This is a genomic window from Blautia sp. aa_0143, assembly GCF_004167315.1.
Classification (GTDB): Bacteria; Bacillota; Clostridia; order Lachnospirales; family Lachnospiraceae; genus Blautia_A; species Blautia_A fusiformis.
This window is the reverse complement of sequence record NZ_RCXU01000033.1, coordinates 1-17186: the sequence shown is the minus strand read 5'-3', so window position 1 is coordinate 17186 and position 17186 is coordinate 1. Positions and strand designations below refer to the sequence as shown.

Genomic DNA, 17186 nt, shown 5'->3' with positions numbered 1-17186 from the left:
AAGACTCCCACTCAAAAAATGGGAGTTTTTCTGTTACCGGAGTATCATATTTGCAAGGTGTGATTTATAAAGTATCTTGACAGAGGTACCGATCCTGTTATACTATTAAAACTGATAAAGGGGAGTAACCTACGTTTGGAAATCTGCGTTTGCAGTGTCGTCAGTACGGTGGAAACATCCGGCGCTGCAGGGAAATGGTGAGACTTTTATTGCATTTTTTGTTGTGCAATAAGGGTTTCTTTTTTTATATCCTTTTATCAAAAAAATCCTTTATTGCATAAAAAAATTACAGTTGGTGAATATTTGCAAAAAAGGAGGCAAAGGGAATGAAAGAAATTTATCAGCAGACAGCAGAAGAAGTTCTCGAGCGTGTGGAAAGCAGGGAATCAGGGCTTACCGATGAACAGGTTAGACGGTCCAGAGAGAAGTGCGGATGGAATGAGCTTGCAGAAGGAAAGAAAAAAAGTATTTTGCAGATCTTCTTTGAACAGTATAAGGATTTTCTGGTGCTGATCCTGATCGCATCGGCAGTGATATCCGGTATGCTTGGAGATGTGGAAAGTGCAGCAGTTATCGTGATCGTTATTACGATCAATGCGATTTTGGGAACTGTGCAGACAGTAAAGGCTGAGCAGTCCCTGCAGAGCTTAAAGAAGCTTTCCGGACCGGAGGCAAAGGTATTACGTGATGGTGTGGCGGTACAGCTCCCGGCAAGAGAACTGGTTGTAGGAGATGTGATCCTTCTTGAAGCAGGTGATATGATCCCGGCCGATGGAAGATTGATTGAAAATGCAAGCCTTAAGGTCGATGAAAGTGCCCTTACCGGAGAAAGTCTTGCGGTTGAAAAGAGTATGGACATTATTTTGGAGGAAGCACCGCTTGGTGATCGGACAAATATGCTGTTTTCCGGAAGCTTTGTCACATATGGGCGTGGCAGAGCGGTTGTAACGAATGTAGGAATGCAGACAGAGGTTGGAAAGATTGCGGGACTTCTGAAATCGACTTCGGAAAAACAGACGCCACTTCAGGCGAATCTGGATGATTTTGGAAAGAAGCTTTCTATTCTGATCCTGATATTTTGCGGAATTCTGTTTGCGATCAGTGTATTCCGCGGTGAGAAGATCAGCAGTGCATTTATGTTTGCAGTAGCACTTGCAGTCGCAGCGATTCCGGAAGCTTTAAGTTCCATCGTGACGATCGTCCTTTCTTTCGGAACACAGAAGATGGCAAAGGAGCACGCGATCATTCGTAAGCTTCAGGCTGTGGAAGGTCTTGGAAGCGTATCTGTTATCTGTTCGGATAAGACCGGAACACTCACACAGAATAAAATGACAGTAGAAGATTATTATATTGATGGAAAAAGAATCACAGCAGATGCAATTGATGTAGCAGATCCGGCGCAGAGATGTCTTTTGGACTACAGCATTTTATGTAATGATTCAACAAATGAAAATGGAGTGGAGATCGGAGATCCGACGGAAACGGCATTGATCAATCTGGGCAGCCGGTACGGAATCGAGGCTGCTGGTGTAAGAAAGCTTTATCCAAGGGAAGGAGAGCTTCCCTTTGACAGTGACCGTAAGATGATGTCAACACTTCACAGAATTGATGATGAAAACCGGATGATCGTAAAAGGTGCGGTTGACCGGCTTCTGGAGCTGACAGACAGGATCTGGACAAAGGACGGAGTTCGGGAAATCACAGAAGCAGATAAAGAAAAGATCCGGCGCCAGAATCAGGAATTTTCAATGGAAGGGTTACGGGTACTGGCATTTACCTATCGTGAAATTCCGGAGAAGCATGTATTGACGACAGAAGATGAGAATCATCTGGTATTTCTTGGCTTGATCGCTATGATGGATCCGCCGAGGGAAGAATCAAAGGCTGCAGTTGCAGAATGTATAAAAGCGGGGATCCGGCCGGTCATGATCACGGGAGATCATAAGATCACAGCAGCGGCAATCGCAAAAAGGATCGGGATCCTACATGATCTGTCAGAGGCCTGCGAAGGTGCTGATATTGAAAATATGAGTGATGAGCAGCTGAAGGAATTTGTCCCGAATATTTCTGTGTATGCAAGAGTGTCACCGGAGCACAAGATCCGTATTGTCCGTGCATGGCAGGAGAAGGGGATGATCGTGGCAATGACTGGAGACGGTGTGAATGATGCTCCGGCATTGAAGCAGGCAGACATTGGTGTTGCAATGGGAGTGACCGGAACCGAGGTCGCAAAGGATGCCGCAGCAATGGTGCTTACAGATGATAATTTTGCAACAATTGTAAAAGCAGTGGAAAACGGACGAAATTTATATCAGAATATCAAGTATGCGATCCAGTTTCTTCTGTCAGGAAACTTTGGTGCGATCCTGGCAGTTCTTTGTGCATCCCTTGCAGGACTTCCGGTTCCTTTTGCACCGGTACATCTGCTGTTTATCAATCTTTTGACAGACAGTCTTCCGGCGATCGCGTTAGGCGTGGAGCCGCACAGCAGTGAGGTGATGAATGAGAAACCAAGATCAGCAGACGAGTTAATACTGACAAAGGATTTTCTTGGTAAAATCGGTCTGGAAGGACTGGTGATCGGTATGATGACGATGATCGGATTTTTGACAGGATATCATCAGAATGGTGCACTGCTTGGCAGTACTTATGCCTTCGGAACACTTTGTCTGGCACGTCTGTTCCATGGATTCAACTGCAAATCGGATCATCCGGTTATCTTTACAAAACGTTTCTTTAATAATAAATGGCTTCAGGGAGCATTTGTACTTGGGGCAGTACTTATTACCGTTGTACTGACGGTTCCGGGATTTCATCTCCTGTTTAAAGTAGAGACGCTGGATCTGATGCAGCTTGGCTGTGTATATCTGTATGCGTTTGCAAGTCTTCCGATCATTCAGCTGCTTAAATGGATACGCATGAAATTAAGAAAAAGAGGAGAATGATAGTGGATATAAGTAAAATATCTGTAAAAAAAATCCGAGAGCTTATTGTGTTTACAGCATTTCTTGTGGTTGCCCTGTGGAAGTTTGATGTGGTGCTCGATGTGCTGAAAGAAATATGGGGAATCGCATTTCCTTTTGTACTTGGCGGAGCGATCGCATTTGTGACCAACGTGCCAATGAGCTTTTTGGAAAAGAAAATTTTTGGAAGGGTAAAAAAAGAAAATAAGATAGGTGCAAAACTGGCAAGACCGATAAGTCTGTTCCTTACGATCGTATTTGCGGTTGGCGTGATCGTACTGGTGATGTTTGGTGTGATCCCGCAGCTTACGCGGACAATGGGAACTCTGATGATGAGTATCGCTGATTTTATTCCGCAGATGCAAAGCTGGATCCGGGAATTCTCCCATAATAACCAGGAAATCATGAAGCTGGTAGATCAGGTACAGTTTAATCCGGATCAGGCGATCAAGTGGGGGATAAGCCTTCTTGGAAACGGTGCAGGAAATATGATGAATACCACAATGTCAGCAGTGGGTTCCATAGTCAGTGGATTGGCAACCTTTTTTATTGCTTTTTCATTTGCCTGCTATGTCCTTTTTCAGAAGGAGAAGCTGCATGTGCAGATCCGAAAAGTATTTTTTGCTTTTCTCCCAAAGAAAAAGGCAGATGCTTTTCTTAAAGTCTGTTCTCTGACTTATCGGACATTTGCAAATTTTCTTGCAGGCCAGTGTCTGGAAGCTGTGATCCTCGGCTGTATGTTTGTTGTGATACTGAGTATTTTGAGGATGCCATATGCACTTTTGATCGGAGTTTTGATTGCGTTTACCGCATTGATTCCGATTTTCGGGGCCTTCATCGGGTGTGCGGTGGGAAGCTTTTTGATCTTTATGGTAAATCCGAAACAGGCAATTTTATTTATTATAGTATTTCTGGTGCTGCAGCAGATCGAGGGAAATCTGATCTATCCTCATGTTGTGGGTGAATCCGTAGGACTTCCGTCGATCTGGGTTCTTGCAGCAGTTACGATCGGCGGAAACCTTATGGGAATTGTAGGTATGCTTGTTTTCATTCCGCTGCTTTCCGTATTCTATACTATCTTTCGGGAATTCATATATCTGCGCCTGAAAAAAAAGCATATCAAACAGGTGACAAAGACAGAAATAGAGGAATATACGGCGGAGGAAATTGTAAATAGTGACATATCAGAGGGGAAATGATATGATGGACTTGTATTGGGATAGTTAAGAAAAATCTTATATTTAAGGGGGAGTTACTATGTGGTTTGTGTTTGCCTTGCTGTCTGCTGTATTTGCGGCACTGACCTCCATACTGGCCAAGATAGGTATTGCCGGTGTTAATTCGAATCTTGCAACAGCGATTCGAACGATAGTGGTGCTAGTTATGGCTTGGGGAATGGTTTTCCTCACAAATACCCAGGGCGGGATCGCAGCGATCAGCAAAAAAAGCTGGCTGTTTCTGACCCTTTCAGGTCTGGCAACGGGTGCTTCGTGGTTATGCTATTATCGTGCCCTGCAGATAGGCGATGCATCCAAGGTTGTGCCGATAGACAAGCTGAGTGTTGTGATCACACTGGTACTGGCATTTGTTTTTTTGCATGAGAAATTCACAGCAAAATCGATGATGGGATGTATTTTGATCGGTGTGGGAACATTATTGATGGTTTTGTAAAAAGGCATAAGAAAACTATATACAAAAGGAGAGTGTTATGAAAACACGAAAGAAAATTTCAGCAAGGCTGCTGGCGATCATGCTTATTGCTGCATTGCTACTTCCTCTTGCATGGAATGTCCCGGTGGAAGCAGCCGAGACAAAACAGATCGATGTTTTGTTCAGCCATGATACACATTCGCATTTGAACAGCTTTTCAACCATCGTAGATGGAGAGCAAAAAGAGGTTGGCGGATTTGCAAGGATCAAAACCCTGATCGATGAAAAGAAGCAGGAAGATCCGGACACCCTGGTGCTGGATGGCGGCGATTTTTCCATGGGAACCCTGATCCAGACCGTATACGAAACGGAGGCGGCAGAGCTTCGGATGCTGGGATATCTGGGGTATGATGTGACGACTCTGGGGAATCATGAATATGATTATCGTTCAAAGGGACTGGCAAATATGCTGGAGGCTGCGAAGACTTCTGGTGAGACAGTGCCGGCACTGGTAGTGTGCAACGTGGACTGGGACAGCATGGAGCAGGATGGATTAAGCGATGGTCAGAAGCAGATCCGGTCGGCATTTGAAGCCTACGGTGTGAAGGATTATGTAGTAGTTCAAAAAGGAGATGTAAAGGCTGCAGTAGTCGGTGTGTTCGGTAAGGATGCCCTGGAATGTGCACCGACCTGTGAATTAAAGTTCAAGGATCCGGTTGAGGCCGTAAAACAGACGGTAGAAGAGATCCGAAAAAATGAAAAAGTGGATATGATCGCTTGTGTGTCCCATGGAGGAACCTGGGAGGATGAGAACAAATCGGAGGATGAGATCCTTGCAAAAGAGGTGCCGGATATCGACTTGATCATCAGCGGACATACGCACTCAGAGCTGAAAGAGGCAATTCAGCATGGGAACACATATATCGTATCCTGCGGCGAATACGGAAGAAATCTGGGATCACTTTCCATGACACAGAAACAGGACGGACGGTGGGAGCTGACATCCTATGAGCTGATCCCTGTTTCTGAGGATGTAAAACCGGACCAGGCGACACAGGAACAGATCGATGCCCTGATGGATACGGTAGATAAGAATTATCTTGCCGATTTCGGCTATACAAGGGAAGAGGTTCTTGCTGAAAATGATGTTGAATTCAACAGTCTGGAAGAAATGGGCACGAAGCACGAAGAGTTGAATCTTGGTGATATCATGTCCGATGCATACATATATGCAGTGGAAAATTCCGAGTATTATGATGGTGATCCGGTTGATGTAGCCGTTGTTCCAAGCGGAACCGTGCGGGATACATACACAAAGGGCGATATCACAGTAGAGGATGTTTTTAATTCCTTTTCACTGGGGATCGGAAAGGACGGTGTTGCCGGATATCCGCTGATCAGTGCATACCTGACCGGAAAAGAGCTGAAGCTGGCAGCGGAGGTGGACGCTTCTGTATCGGATTTTATGACAACGGCAAGGTTATATTGCAGTGGATTGAATTTTGCATACAATCCACATCGGATGATCCTGAATAAGGTGACAGATTGTTATCTCACCAGGGCAGACGGAGAGCGGATCGAGATCCAGGATGACAAGCTGTATCATGTTGTGACAGATCTGTATACCGGCCAGATGCTTGGTTCAGTGATGAAAATGTCCTATGGACTGCTGTCTCTTGAACCGAAGGACAGGGATGGAAATCCTATTGAAAATCTGGAAGATCAGGCGATCATGGAAGGTGACAGGGAGTTAAAGGCCTGGGATGCGATCGCAAGATATATGCAGTCCTTTGCGGATACAGACGGCGACGGAATTGCCAATGTGCCGGAATATTATGAGACGACACATGGACGTAAGGTTGTGGAGGACAGCAGAAATATCATTGATTTGGTGAAGCAGCCGAATAAGTTTTCGGCAATGATCGCAGGTATTTGTTTGATCTTTATTGTGATCATTGTGCTTGTGGTATTTCTGATCCGAAGGATGATCCGCAGGATCAAAGTCAGAAAAGGAAAGAGAAATTCAAAATAAATATACGGCTGAGATCGTTAAAGTCCGTAAGTCGACGAAATCCCACGTGTCCTCTTCTCTGAAAAATCTGGAGAGCAGAGGTCTGATCGAAAGGATCCAGAGTGCGGACAATAAGAAGCCTGATGATCCCAAAGACCTGTGCATATATGTGGATCATTGCAATGGGACTTCAGCTTCTGTTTTAGGACAGCAAGCATTAAGTAACCGCCTGACTATGGATCAGACATTGGATGTCCGCAGCGTATTTTGGTACGTCTGCGGACATCTTTTTTGAGATGAATTGCAATTTCTTTTGTAAAATTGTAGAATGAAAGAGCTTATGAAAAAGAGTCATGAAAGAGAGAATCGGGAAATGAATGATAAAATCGCAGTCTGTCTTGGAAAGGGCGGACAGAGAGATATGGCGGAAGCCTTTTGCAGGAGGACCGGAGCGCAGCTTCAGGATAAGCCGGGAGATTTTCTGACGGTGCGGTTTGATTCCAGGGGCGTTTCGCTGTCCGGTTTCGGGCTGACCTATCAGGGGGATTTTGTGGAGACGATGCTTCACAGAGTTACCAGAGGCAGACTTCAGCATGAGATGCTGGTGAAGGCGGTGAAGTCAGATAAGGAGGGAAGGAAGGCCATCGATGCTACGGCAGGAATGGGTGAGGATGCCTTTCTTCTGGCAGCCCAGGGCTATGAGGTGACGCTGTACGAGCAGAATCCGGTGATCGCAGCCCTTCTTAAAGATGCCATTCGCCGTGCCAAGAAAAATATGGATCTGAAAGATATTGCCGGTCGTATGAAGGTGATCGAGGGAAACAGTGTAGAAGGTATGTCAAAGCTTCTTGATCCTGTAGACGTGATCTATCTGGATCCCATGTTTCCGGCAAGACAGAAATCCAGCCTGATCAACAAGAAACTTCAATTGATCCAGAAGCTGGAACCACCGTGTTCCGGGGAAAAGGATCTTTTTGATGCAGCTATCAGAGCAAATCCGGATAAGATCATCGTCAAGCGTCCGCTGAAAAGTGAATGTCTTGCCGGCCGGGAGCCGTCTTATACATTGAAGGGGAAGGCAATACGATATGACTGCTATGTATTATAAAGTCAGACACTATCAATACAAAAATCGAATCGGAAATCTTAAGTCTGAAGCTGTAGGCGTGGTAAGCGGGGAAAAACATTTCCCCATATTTCCTGGAAATATAATTTTTAAGCCACTGACGAAATCCAAACCATTTTCCACGCCACTGTATGCTTATGCAGAGGTGTTCTGGTCAACGATCATTAATGAATATTTTATGCCTGCGCCCAGGTATGAACTGGCCATCTGTGAAGGGTATGAGGCAGTAAATGAAAAATATCTTGACTACGGAACAGCAGTACCCATGGCCTATAAAGAAGGGGAATCCATTTTGAATCTTCTGGAGTTTTTCAGGAAATATCCGGATGAAAAGGTAGATATAGATAATTATGTAAACTATTGCCAGATGTTTTATGATTATAGAGATATTTTTGAAGCTGATTTTTTGCAGAAGCATCAGGAAATAGCGGAACAGCTTGCCATGCAGGTGCTGATCTCTGTCCTGAGGGGAGACCAGAATTATCATTATGAAAATGTAACGTTTCTCTGTGATAAAGATGGCGGGATCATAAGTCTTGCACCTATGATCGATCATGAATTTTCTACGTATTTTATGTTTCCGGACGATATTTCCCGTCATGTATACTGGCTGATGGAATTAAGCAAATCCATCCGCGGATGGGAAGTCCGGCCTGGGGAATATGATAATTTCAAAGATCCGGAAGAACGGAAACTAATGGAAAAAAGTGCCACCTGTATTCATAAAAATCTCCTTTATATAAAAGAACATTATCCGCAGACAACGGAAGAATTTCTGGATAAAGCAGAAAAACTGAAAACAGCATTGACGGAAGCTTCAGAGGATTTTCTGATCCGGGGAAATACGGAATATCCGGACTGTGCGGATTCCAGTGCCTGGCTGATCGGAAAAGCCCGATACAAGGATAAAGATGAAGAGAAAGCCAGCGCTTATGAGGCGGAATTATACGGAAAGGGGAAAAAGATTGATTTCCGGGACGTAAGTATCAGTGCAATAAATGAAATAAAAGCTGTGATCAGTCAGATGGAAGAAGTTTTGAGAAAGAGAGAATAAACAAATGGAACAAACAAAAACAATATTAAAAAAAACCTGGGTGGTGGCAGCGCTTGCCTGCGTCTGCTGTCTTCTCTGGGGGAGTGCGATCCCGCTGATCAAGACAGGATACCGTCTGATGCAGATGGATTCTGCAGATACGGCAAGTCAGATCGTTTTTGCAGGTGTGCGTTTTGCACTGGCAGGAATCCTTGTACTGATCTTTGCATCTTTGCGTGAGCGCAAGGTTCTGCTTCCGGATCGAACTGTTCTGAAATATGCGGTGCCGGTATGTATAGCTCAGACGGTATGTCAGTATTTCTTCTTTTATATAGGTGTGGCACATACCTCCGGTGTAAAAGGCGCTATTATCACAGGTCTTGGGAATTTTATTGCGATCCTGCTGTCCTGCCTTGTTTTTCACAAGGAAAAAATGACCGGGCGAAAGATGCTCGGCTGTATCCTCGGTTTTGCCGGCGTGGTCGTGATCAATCTCATGGGAAATTCTCTGGATGCAGGTTTTAGGCTTACAGGAGAAGGATTTATTCTGATCGCGCAGTTTTCTTACGGAATGTCCACGGTGCTGATCAATATTTTTTCCAGAAAGGTATCTCCGGTGGTACTCAGCGGAACGCAGTTTACCATGGGCGGGATCATTCTGTTCCTGATCGGAAAAGGGATGGGAGGACATTTCGGAGTGGTAAATGCCGCCGGTATCGGGATCATCTTTTATCTGGCAATGGTGTCTGCAGTGGCCTATACACTGTGGTCAGTGCTGCTTGCCTGGAATGATGTATCCAGGGTAGCGATCTTTGGCTTTGTAAATCCTTTGTTCAGTGTGATCCTGTCTGCACTGGTTCTGGGAGAGGTACGTCAGGCATTTAATATGGGAAGTCTCATCGCACTGTTTCTTGTCTGTGTGGGAATTTATGTGGTAAATCAAAAAAAATCTTCATAAGTGGTATTGCAGTTATTGTTCCCAGGCAATATTTTTTGAAGCGTGTTGCTGAGAACGGAGTGAACAGTAACGGTCGCAGAATGAACAGTAACGATGCCGGAGTTTTGAAATTGATTTCAATACGGCATTGTGTTAAAATAGCTCCATAAAAAGTGTGAACATAAAAATCCATGCCGGAATAACTGCAGGATCCGGAAGCAGATCCTGCACCGGACAGTAAGGAGGAAAAATATGGAATTTCAGAAACTGATCGAAGAGAGAAGGACCATCCGTAAATACAGCCCGGAGAGCAGGATCACAAAAGAAGATCTTCTTGCAGTGATCCGGGCCGCTCAGGAAGCACCCAGCTGGAAAAACTCCCAGACCGGAAGATATTATTGTGTAATGTCCGAAGAGATGGTGGAGAAGGTCAGCAGAGAATGTCTGCCGGAAATGAACCAGGCAAAAGCAGAGAATGCCTCCCTGATCGTTACAACCTTTGTACATAACCATGCCGGATTTCAGAAAGACGGAACACCGGATAATGAGCTTGGAAACGGCTGGGGCTGCTATGATCTGGGACTTCAGAACGAGAATCTGATCCTGAAGGCAAAGGAGCTTGGATATGGAACCCTGATCATGGGACTTCGTGCCGGAGACAAGCTCCGTGAGATCCTTTCCATTCCGGAAACAGAAACGGTAATGGCAGTGATCGCCATCGGAAAAGCAGCCGAAGAGCCTGCAAGACCGAAACGTAAAGATGTGGAAGATATTGTGAGATTTTATTAAATAATAGAAGAAATGCCCGGTACATATCAAAATGTTCGGGCATTTTTTAATGGAAATTAAAGAGCAAAATGGTCTAAAAAGGATTGCCTGGAAGAGTGAATTCTGTTATCCTGTAAGAAAACAGCTGTGACAACATGGAAGGGTTTTGAAAAGCAGAGTTTGGGAGAAGCAAAAAAGCAATACAGTAAAAGCAAGGGAGGTTTTTAACCAATATGCAGATCATACATGAAAATGAATACGAAGAAACCATGAAAAATATCGTAATGCCATATCTTCTGTCTCACAGAAGGGAACTTTATGTACCGGGTGCGGATTATCCGTTTCGTAACGAAAGCAAACGGATTACAGGTAAGATCCATATGCTGCAGTATCTGTCTGATATTGATATGCCTAAAGGTGTGGTAGTCATCAGCCACGGATTCACAGAATCAGCAGTAAAATATGATGAAGTGGCCTATTATTTTCTTAAGGAAGGCTATCATGTATATATTCCGGAGCATTGCGGCCATGGCCGCAGCTATCGTCTTACCGCAGACCCGTCTCTGGTCCACATCGATACATGGAGAAGATATATCCGCGATTTTCTGAAAGCATGCCGCTACATAAAGAAAGCACATCCGGATCTGTCACTTAACTTGTATGCACATTCCATGGGTGGTGCCATCGGTGGTATTGCTGCGGCCTGGGAGCCGGACTGGTTTCACAAGGTGATCCTTTCTTCTCCGATGATCCGTCCTCTTACAGATAATGTTCCGTGGCCGGCAGCCACCGGCATAGCTCTGGAGAAATGCATTTTCGGAAAAGATGAGGAATATGTAGCTGGCCGAAAGCCTTACGATGGCAGCGGTTCTTTTGAGACAAGCTCCGCAACATCAAAACCAAGATACGAGCGATACAAAAATCTCCGTGCAGAACATAAGGAGCTCCAGACCTGGTCTCCATCCTACGGCTGGCTCTGGGCTTCTGCGGAAATGAGCTGGTATCTGCGTCTCTACGGATGGAAAAAATATACGGCACCAATGCTGCTCATCCAGGCCCAGACGGAAGATCTGGTGTCTGTCCGTGCCCTGAAAAATTTTGCCGGAAAGATCAATCGCCAGGGAAAAACAAGCTGTGATTATATCCATATGATCGGAACAAAGCATGAGATCTATGGAAGCAGAGGTAAGATTCTGGAGAAATACTGGGGATATATATTTACATTCCTGGACGATACGGAAAATGATATTGATCACAGATAAGTATTTTTACTACAGGTATATCACATATTTAACAACAGGATTGGCAGCTTTTATTCACTTTCTTTCTTTATCATAGTAAAATTATAAAGGTTTTCTCTTATACATTCGACAAAAAATGTGATATAATCTAACGAATCGTCTTTTTGTACAGACAAACGTACAATCCAAAAAGACAAAATTAAATAAGGGAAGGATTATAGAATGTTATCTGTTATTGAATCAGTGAATGCTGCCGTAAACAATTTTATCTGGGGCGTTCCTGCGATGATCTGTATTATTGGTGTAGGTCTTTATTTAAGTATCCGCACGAATTTTCTCCAGATTCGGAAATTTCCCTATGCCATCAGGGTCACTATCGGACGTATGCTTCGGAAAAGAGAAGCTTCCGATGGAAGTCTGACACCGTTTCAGGCTGTTTGTACGGCGTTAGCTGCTACCGTGGGAACGGGAAACATTGCAGGTGTGGCAGGTGCTATTGCCATCGGAGGACCGGGAGCCGTATTCTGGATGTGGATTTCCGCACTTCTTGGAATGTGTACAAAGTTTTCAGAAGTAACACTTGCGGTACATTTCCGCGAAACCAATGCCAATGGAGATCTGGTTGGAGGACCAATGTATTACATTAAGAATGGTCTAAAAAAACACTGGCACTGGCTGGCATATCTGTTTTCCGCTTTTGGTGTGCTTACTGTTTTCGGAACCGGAAATGCAACCCAGGTTAATACCATTACAACAGCTATTGATTCTGCGCTGATCAATTACAATGTGATCGCTGCAGACAATACTTCTACGGTAAACCTTGTTATGGGGATCATCCTTGCGATTCTTGTGGCAATGATCCTGCTTGGCGGAATCAAAAGGATCGGCCAGGTTACAGAAAAGCTGGTACCGTTTATGGCATTGTTTTATATTATTCTTGCCGTCGGTGTAGTTATCATCAACTGGAAAAATGTTCCGGGTGTTTTCAGCGCTATCATCAGAGGGGCATTTAATCCGGCATCTGTGACAGGCGGCGTAGTAGGAAGCTTTTTCATGAGTATGAAAAAAGGTGTTTCCAGAGGTATTTTTTCCAATGAGGCAGGTCTTGGTACCGGTTCCATCGCACATGCCTGTGCAGACACCAGAAAACCTGTAAAACAGGGATTTTTCGGGATCTTTGAGGTATTCACGGACACGATTGTGATCTGTACGCTGACAGCGCTTGTCATCCTCTGCAGCGGGGTGCCGGTTGGTTATGGCGCAGCAGCAGGAGCGGAGCTTACCATCAGCGGTTTTACCAGTACATACGGAAACTGGGTTTCCATCTTTACAGCAGTTGCCATGTGCTGCTTCGCATTTTCCACTATCATTGGATGGGGACTTTACGGAGCCAGATGTGCGGAGTTCCTTTTTAAGGAAAAAGCTATCAGACCTTTTATGGTACTGTACTCTTTGGTAGCGATCATCGGCGCAACTGTTGACCTTGGACTTCTCTGGAGTATCGCAGAGACCTTCAACGGTCTGATGGCGATCCCTAACCTGATCGCAGTATTCCTGCTTTCCGGTGTGGTTGTAAAGCTTGTGAAGGAGTACTTCGCCGGAGAAGGAAAGAACGCCTGAAGGAGTTTTTGAAAAAAAAACTTGACTATCAAAACAAACAGAGTTAGAATTGATTTAACTCATTAAAGAGCTAACACATAACAGAAGTAAATTCCATGAAGGGAATCAGTAAAGACAGAGGAACCGTCTTCAGAGAGCTGTGACTGGTGTGATGCAGCGTCGGAACTGCCTTGAATATCATCCCTGAGAAGGAAAGCCGAAAGTTTCAGACAAGTAAGTAGGTTTTCACGGGTGCTTCCCGTTACAGAAGTCGCGTATGCCGGTACGTTGCAGAATCGTGCTTGTTTCAATGGAGAAACAGGGTGGTTGCGGAATTTTATATCCGTCCCTGAAAGGGGACGGATTTTTTTTATCCAAAACATTTTAAACCACGGGGTAAGGATCTGAAACCGGAAAAATATACAAAAGGGGAAAGAGTATGAAAGTGTACAAAAAACTCATGAACGCACTTGCAGCAGTAGAAAAAATCGTACTGGTCATTTCCACATTGCTGATCCTTGTGCTGACTGTGGGAAATGTATTTTCCCGTAAGGTCATCCATCGCTCATGGTCTTTTACAGAAGAGCTTGTTGTAGCGGTGTTTGTTCTCATCACACTTCTGGCAGCAGCACTTGCCTGCCGTGAAAAAGGAGGACTGGTAAGTCTGACACTGGTTACGGACCGTCTTCCGAAAAAACTGGAAAAACCATCTGTGATCCTGATCACGGTCCTGAGTATTGTTTTTTCCGCAATTTTATTTAAATATGGAATGGACAAAGTTCTTACACAGCTGGCAAACGGCAAGAGAACTTTCGTATTGAACTGGCCGGAGTGGATCTTCTGGTCCTTCGTGCCGATCGGAGCAGGCTGTATGATCCTTCATTTTATTGAGTACTGCCTCGACTTCTGCCTGAAAAAAGATGATGAAAAGGAGGACAAATAAATGATCAGTGCAATCTTATTTATCTCCTTCTTTGTTTTCCTGATCCTGGGACTTCCCATTGCGATCTGCTTAGGTCTGTCATCTGTATGTGCCATCCTTTATTCCGGTACATCTCTGACGATCGTAGCTACAAATATGTACTCCGGAATCAGTAAATTCCTGCTTCTTGCTATCCCGTTCTTTGTTCTGTCCGGAAACATTATGGCAAAAGCCGGTATTTCCAAACGACTGATCAACTTCGTAGATACCTGCGTAGGACATAAAAAGGGCGGCATCGCCATTGTATGTGTTATCGTAGCCTGCTTCTTCGGAGCGATCTCCGGTTCCGGCCCTGCAACGGTTGCGGCACTTGGAGCAGTTCTGATCCCGGCTATGGTTGAGCAGGGCGGTTTCTCCGCACCGTTTTCCACGGCATTGATGGCAACCTCCAGTTCCATCGCCATTGTCATACCGCCGAGTATCGCATTCGTTGTATACGCTTCTATCACAGGGGTATCTATTGCAGATATGTTTATGGCTGGTATCGTTCCGGGACTTCTGATGGGTGTTGCTCTTGTGATCATCGTTATGATCGAGGCAAAGAAACATAACATTCAGCCATCCCGTGAAAAAGCTTCCGCAAAAGAACGCTGGGATACATTTAAAGATGCATTCTGGGGATTCCTGATGCCGGTTATCATCCTCGGGGGAATTTACGGTGGTATCTTTACACCAACTGAGGCTGCAGCCGTATCTGTTGTTTACGGTCTGTTTGTTGGTATGGTGATCTACCGTGAGGTTAAGCTCAAAGATCTGTTTGACATTCTTGTGGATTCTGCAAAGACAACCGGTGGAATCATGCTGATCGTAGCGAGTGCTTCCCTGTTCTCTTTTGTATGTACCAAGTTTGGTATTGCAAATGCGGCATCTGAGCTTCTTGCCGGCATTGCACATAATCAGTTTACCTTCCTTCTGATCGTAAACATCATTTTCCTGATCGCAGGATGCTTCATTGATGCAAACTCTGCGATGTACATTTTTATACCGATCATGCTTCCGGTATGTAAGGCTCTGGGCTATGATGTGGTAGCATTCGGTGTTATGGCAACAGTTAACCTTGCGATCGGACAGGTAACACCTCCGGTAGGTGTAAATCTTTTTGTTGCCATTAGTATCAAGATCAAAAAAGGTCTGGAGGTTACTCTTCAGCAGATCTCCAGAGCAGTTATGCCGATGATCGCTGCATCCGTTGCAGTTCTTCTGATCATCACTTATATTCCGGCTGTTTCCACAGCTCTTCCGAAGGCTCTTGCAAAAGAGGGCTCCTATACAGGAGACCAGTCTTCTGACACAGAAAGCCAGAGTTCCAAGGATTCCGGAGACGGAAGTGATTCCTTTAATACTATCGCGGATTACAGTGATCTTGACTGGCCGGAGATGACATGGAACTTCGCATGCTCTACAACTGAAACAAGTACTTGGGCTGACGGAGGACGTAAGTTTGGTGAGCTTATGGAAAAAGCAACCGGCGGAAAAGTCAAGGTTAATATTTACGCAGCAGATCAGCTGACAAACGGAAATCAGTCCGAGGGAATCCAGGCACTGATGAACGGAGATCCGGTACAGATCTCCATGCATTCCAATCTGATCTATTCTGCATTTGACCCGAGATTCAATGTAGTATCCCTGCCGTTTATCTATGATTCCTACGATGACGCGGATGCAAAATTTGACGGTGAGGCCGGAGAAAAGCTGAAAGAGATCCTTGGTGAGTACGGACTTCATTGTATGGGAATCGCAGAGAATGGTTTCCGTGAGCTGACAAACAGCAAGCATGAAGTAAAAACAGTAGACGACATGAAGAACCTGAAGGTTCGTGTGGCCGGTTCCAACCTTCTTATGGAATGCTATAAGAGATGGGGGGCAGATGCCACAAATATGAACTGGTCTGAGACATACACAGCACTTCAGCAGAATACGGTAGAGGGTGAGGAGAACCCGTTGCCTGCGATCGACGCAGCCAGTGTACAGGAGGTACAGCCGTACTGCTCCATGTGGGATGCAATCTATGATTGTCTGTTCTTCTGTATCAACCAGGATATCTATGACAGCCTGACACCGGAACAGCAGCAGGTTGTTGATGAGGCAGGCCAGAAGGCTGTTGAGTATGAGCGTTATATCAACCGTTCCGGCGACGAGGAGATCATGAGCCGCTGGGAGAAGAGCAACGGTGTGACCTTTACAAAGAAAGAGGATATGGATATCGATTCCTTCAAGAAAGCAGTAGACGGAATCGACGACTGGTTTGTAAAGGAGCTTAAGAGTGAAGGCTATGACGATGCACAGGATCTTGTAGATCTGTTTACAGAGGATTCGGTAGATACCGTGGAGGATTACAGTGATCTGAACTGGCCTGAGACAACCTGGAACTTTGCATGCTCCACAACGGAGACAAGTACCTGGGCTGATGGAGGACGTAAGTTCGGTGAACTCATGGAAAAGGCTACCGGAGGAAAGGTCAAGGTTAACATTTACGCAGCGGATCAGCTGACAAACGGAAATCAGTCCGAGGGAATCCAGGCATTGATGAACGGAGACCCGGTACAGATCTCCATGCATTCCAATCTGATCTATTCTGCATTTGATCCACGCTTCAATGTGGTATCCCTACCGTTCATCTATGATTCCTACGATGATGCAGATGCGAAGTTTGACGGAGAGGCCGGAGACAAGCTGAAGGAGATCCTTAACGGCTACGGACTTCACTGCATGGGTATTGCAGAGAACGGATTCCGTGAGTTGACAAACAGCAAGCATGAGGTAAAATCTGTAGATGATATGAAGAATCTGAAGGTTCGTGTAGCCGGCTCTAATCTTCTTATGGAGTGTTATAAGAGATGGGGGGCAGATGCTACAAATATGAACTGGTCCGAGAC

The 17186-nt window shown here is 45.1% G+C and carries 12 protein-coding genes, 1 pseudogene and 1 other annotated feature; all 13 genes and pseudogenes read left to right on the top strand.

Annotated features, from left to right (window positions below):
* The first annotated feature begins 326 nt into the window (after positions 1-326).
* Positions 327-2945 carry a cation-translocating P-type ATPase gene (locus tag EAI83_RS14635; RefSeq protein WP_129975892.1) on the top strand — a complete coding sequence of 873 codons (2619 nt, stop codon included), beginning with the start codon at positions 327-329 and terminating at the stop codon, positions 2943-2945.
* 2 nt (positions 2946-2947) lie between these two features.
* A complete protein-coding gene (locus EAI83_RS14630) occupies positions 2948-4162 on the top strand; it encodes an AI-2E family transporter (RefSeq protein ID WP_243113517.1) in 1215 nt (404 codons plus the stop codon).
* Positions 4163-4220: 58 nt separating this feature from the next.
* The gene (locus EAI83_RS14625) at positions 4221-4634 is read left to right on the top strand and encodes an EamA family transporter (RefSeq protein ID WP_059086241.1); all 414 of its coding nucleotides are present in this window, start codon (positions 4221-4223) and stop codon (positions 4632-4634) included.
* Positions 4635-4671: 37 nt separating this feature from the next.
* Positions 4672-6645: a bifunctional metallophosphatase/5'-nucleotidase gene (locus EAI83_RS14620; RefSeq protein ID WP_118752373.1), complete on the top strand. Its 1974-nt coding sequence runs from the start codon at positions 4672-4674 to the stop codon at positions 6643-6645.
* A 7-nt stretch (positions 6646-6652) separates the two neighbouring features.
* A pseudogene (locus tag EAI83_RS17945) lies at positions 6653-6763 on the top strand (MarR family transcriptional regulator); the annotation flags it as partial.
* Positions 6764-6997: 234 nt separating this feature from the next.
* On the top strand, positions 6998-7732 hold the full coding sequence (locus EAI83_RS14610; RefSeq protein ID WP_044962204.1) for a class I SAM-dependent methyltransferase: 735 nt from the start codon (positions 6998-7000) through the stop codon (positions 7730-7732).
* Entirely contained in the window at positions 7713-8804 is a 1092-nt protein-coding gene (locus EAI83_RS17645) for a hypothetical protein (RefSeq protein ID WP_242981809.1), read from the top strand. The genes EAI83_RS14610 and EAI83_RS17645 overlap by 20 nt, the downstream gene beginning before the upstream one ends.
* Positions 8805-8808: 4 nt before the next feature.
* On the top strand, positions 8809-9741 hold the full coding sequence (locus tag EAI83_RS14600; RefSeq protein WP_110102703.1) for a DMT family transporter: 933 nt from the start codon (positions 8809-8811) through the stop codon (positions 9739-9741).
* Between the two features lie 231 nt (positions 9742-9972).
* Positions 9973-10509: a nitroreductase family protein gene (locus EAI83_RS14595; RefSeq protein ID WP_015525501.1), complete on the top strand. Its 537-nt coding sequence runs from the start codon at positions 9973-9975 to the stop codon at positions 10507-10509.
* 212 nt (positions 10510-10721) lie between these two features.
* The gene (locus EAI83_RS14590) at positions 10722-11750 is read left to right on the top strand and encodes an alpha/beta fold hydrolase (protein ID WP_021652865.1); all 1029 of its coding nucleotides are present in this window, start codon (positions 10722-10724) and stop codon (positions 11748-11750) included.
* Positions 11751-11951: 201 nt separating this feature from the next.
* A complete protein-coding gene (locus EAI83_RS14585; protein WP_015525503.1) occupies positions 11952-13349 on the top strand; it encodes an alanine/glycine:cation symporter family protein in 1398 nt (465 codons plus the stop codon).
* 86 nt (positions 13350-13435) lie between these two features.
* Positions 13436-13682 (top strand) — a binding site (T-box leader).
* Between the two features lie 85 nt (positions 13683-13767).
* Entirely contained in the window at positions 13768-14271 is a 504-nt protein-coding gene (locus EAI83_RS14580) for a TRAP transporter small permease (protein ID WP_015525504.1), read from the top strand.
* Positions 14272-17186: TRAP transporter large permease subunit (locus EAI83_RS14575; RefSeq protein ID WP_129975889.1), on the top strand; the 2915-nt coding region annotated here is incomplete at its 3' end.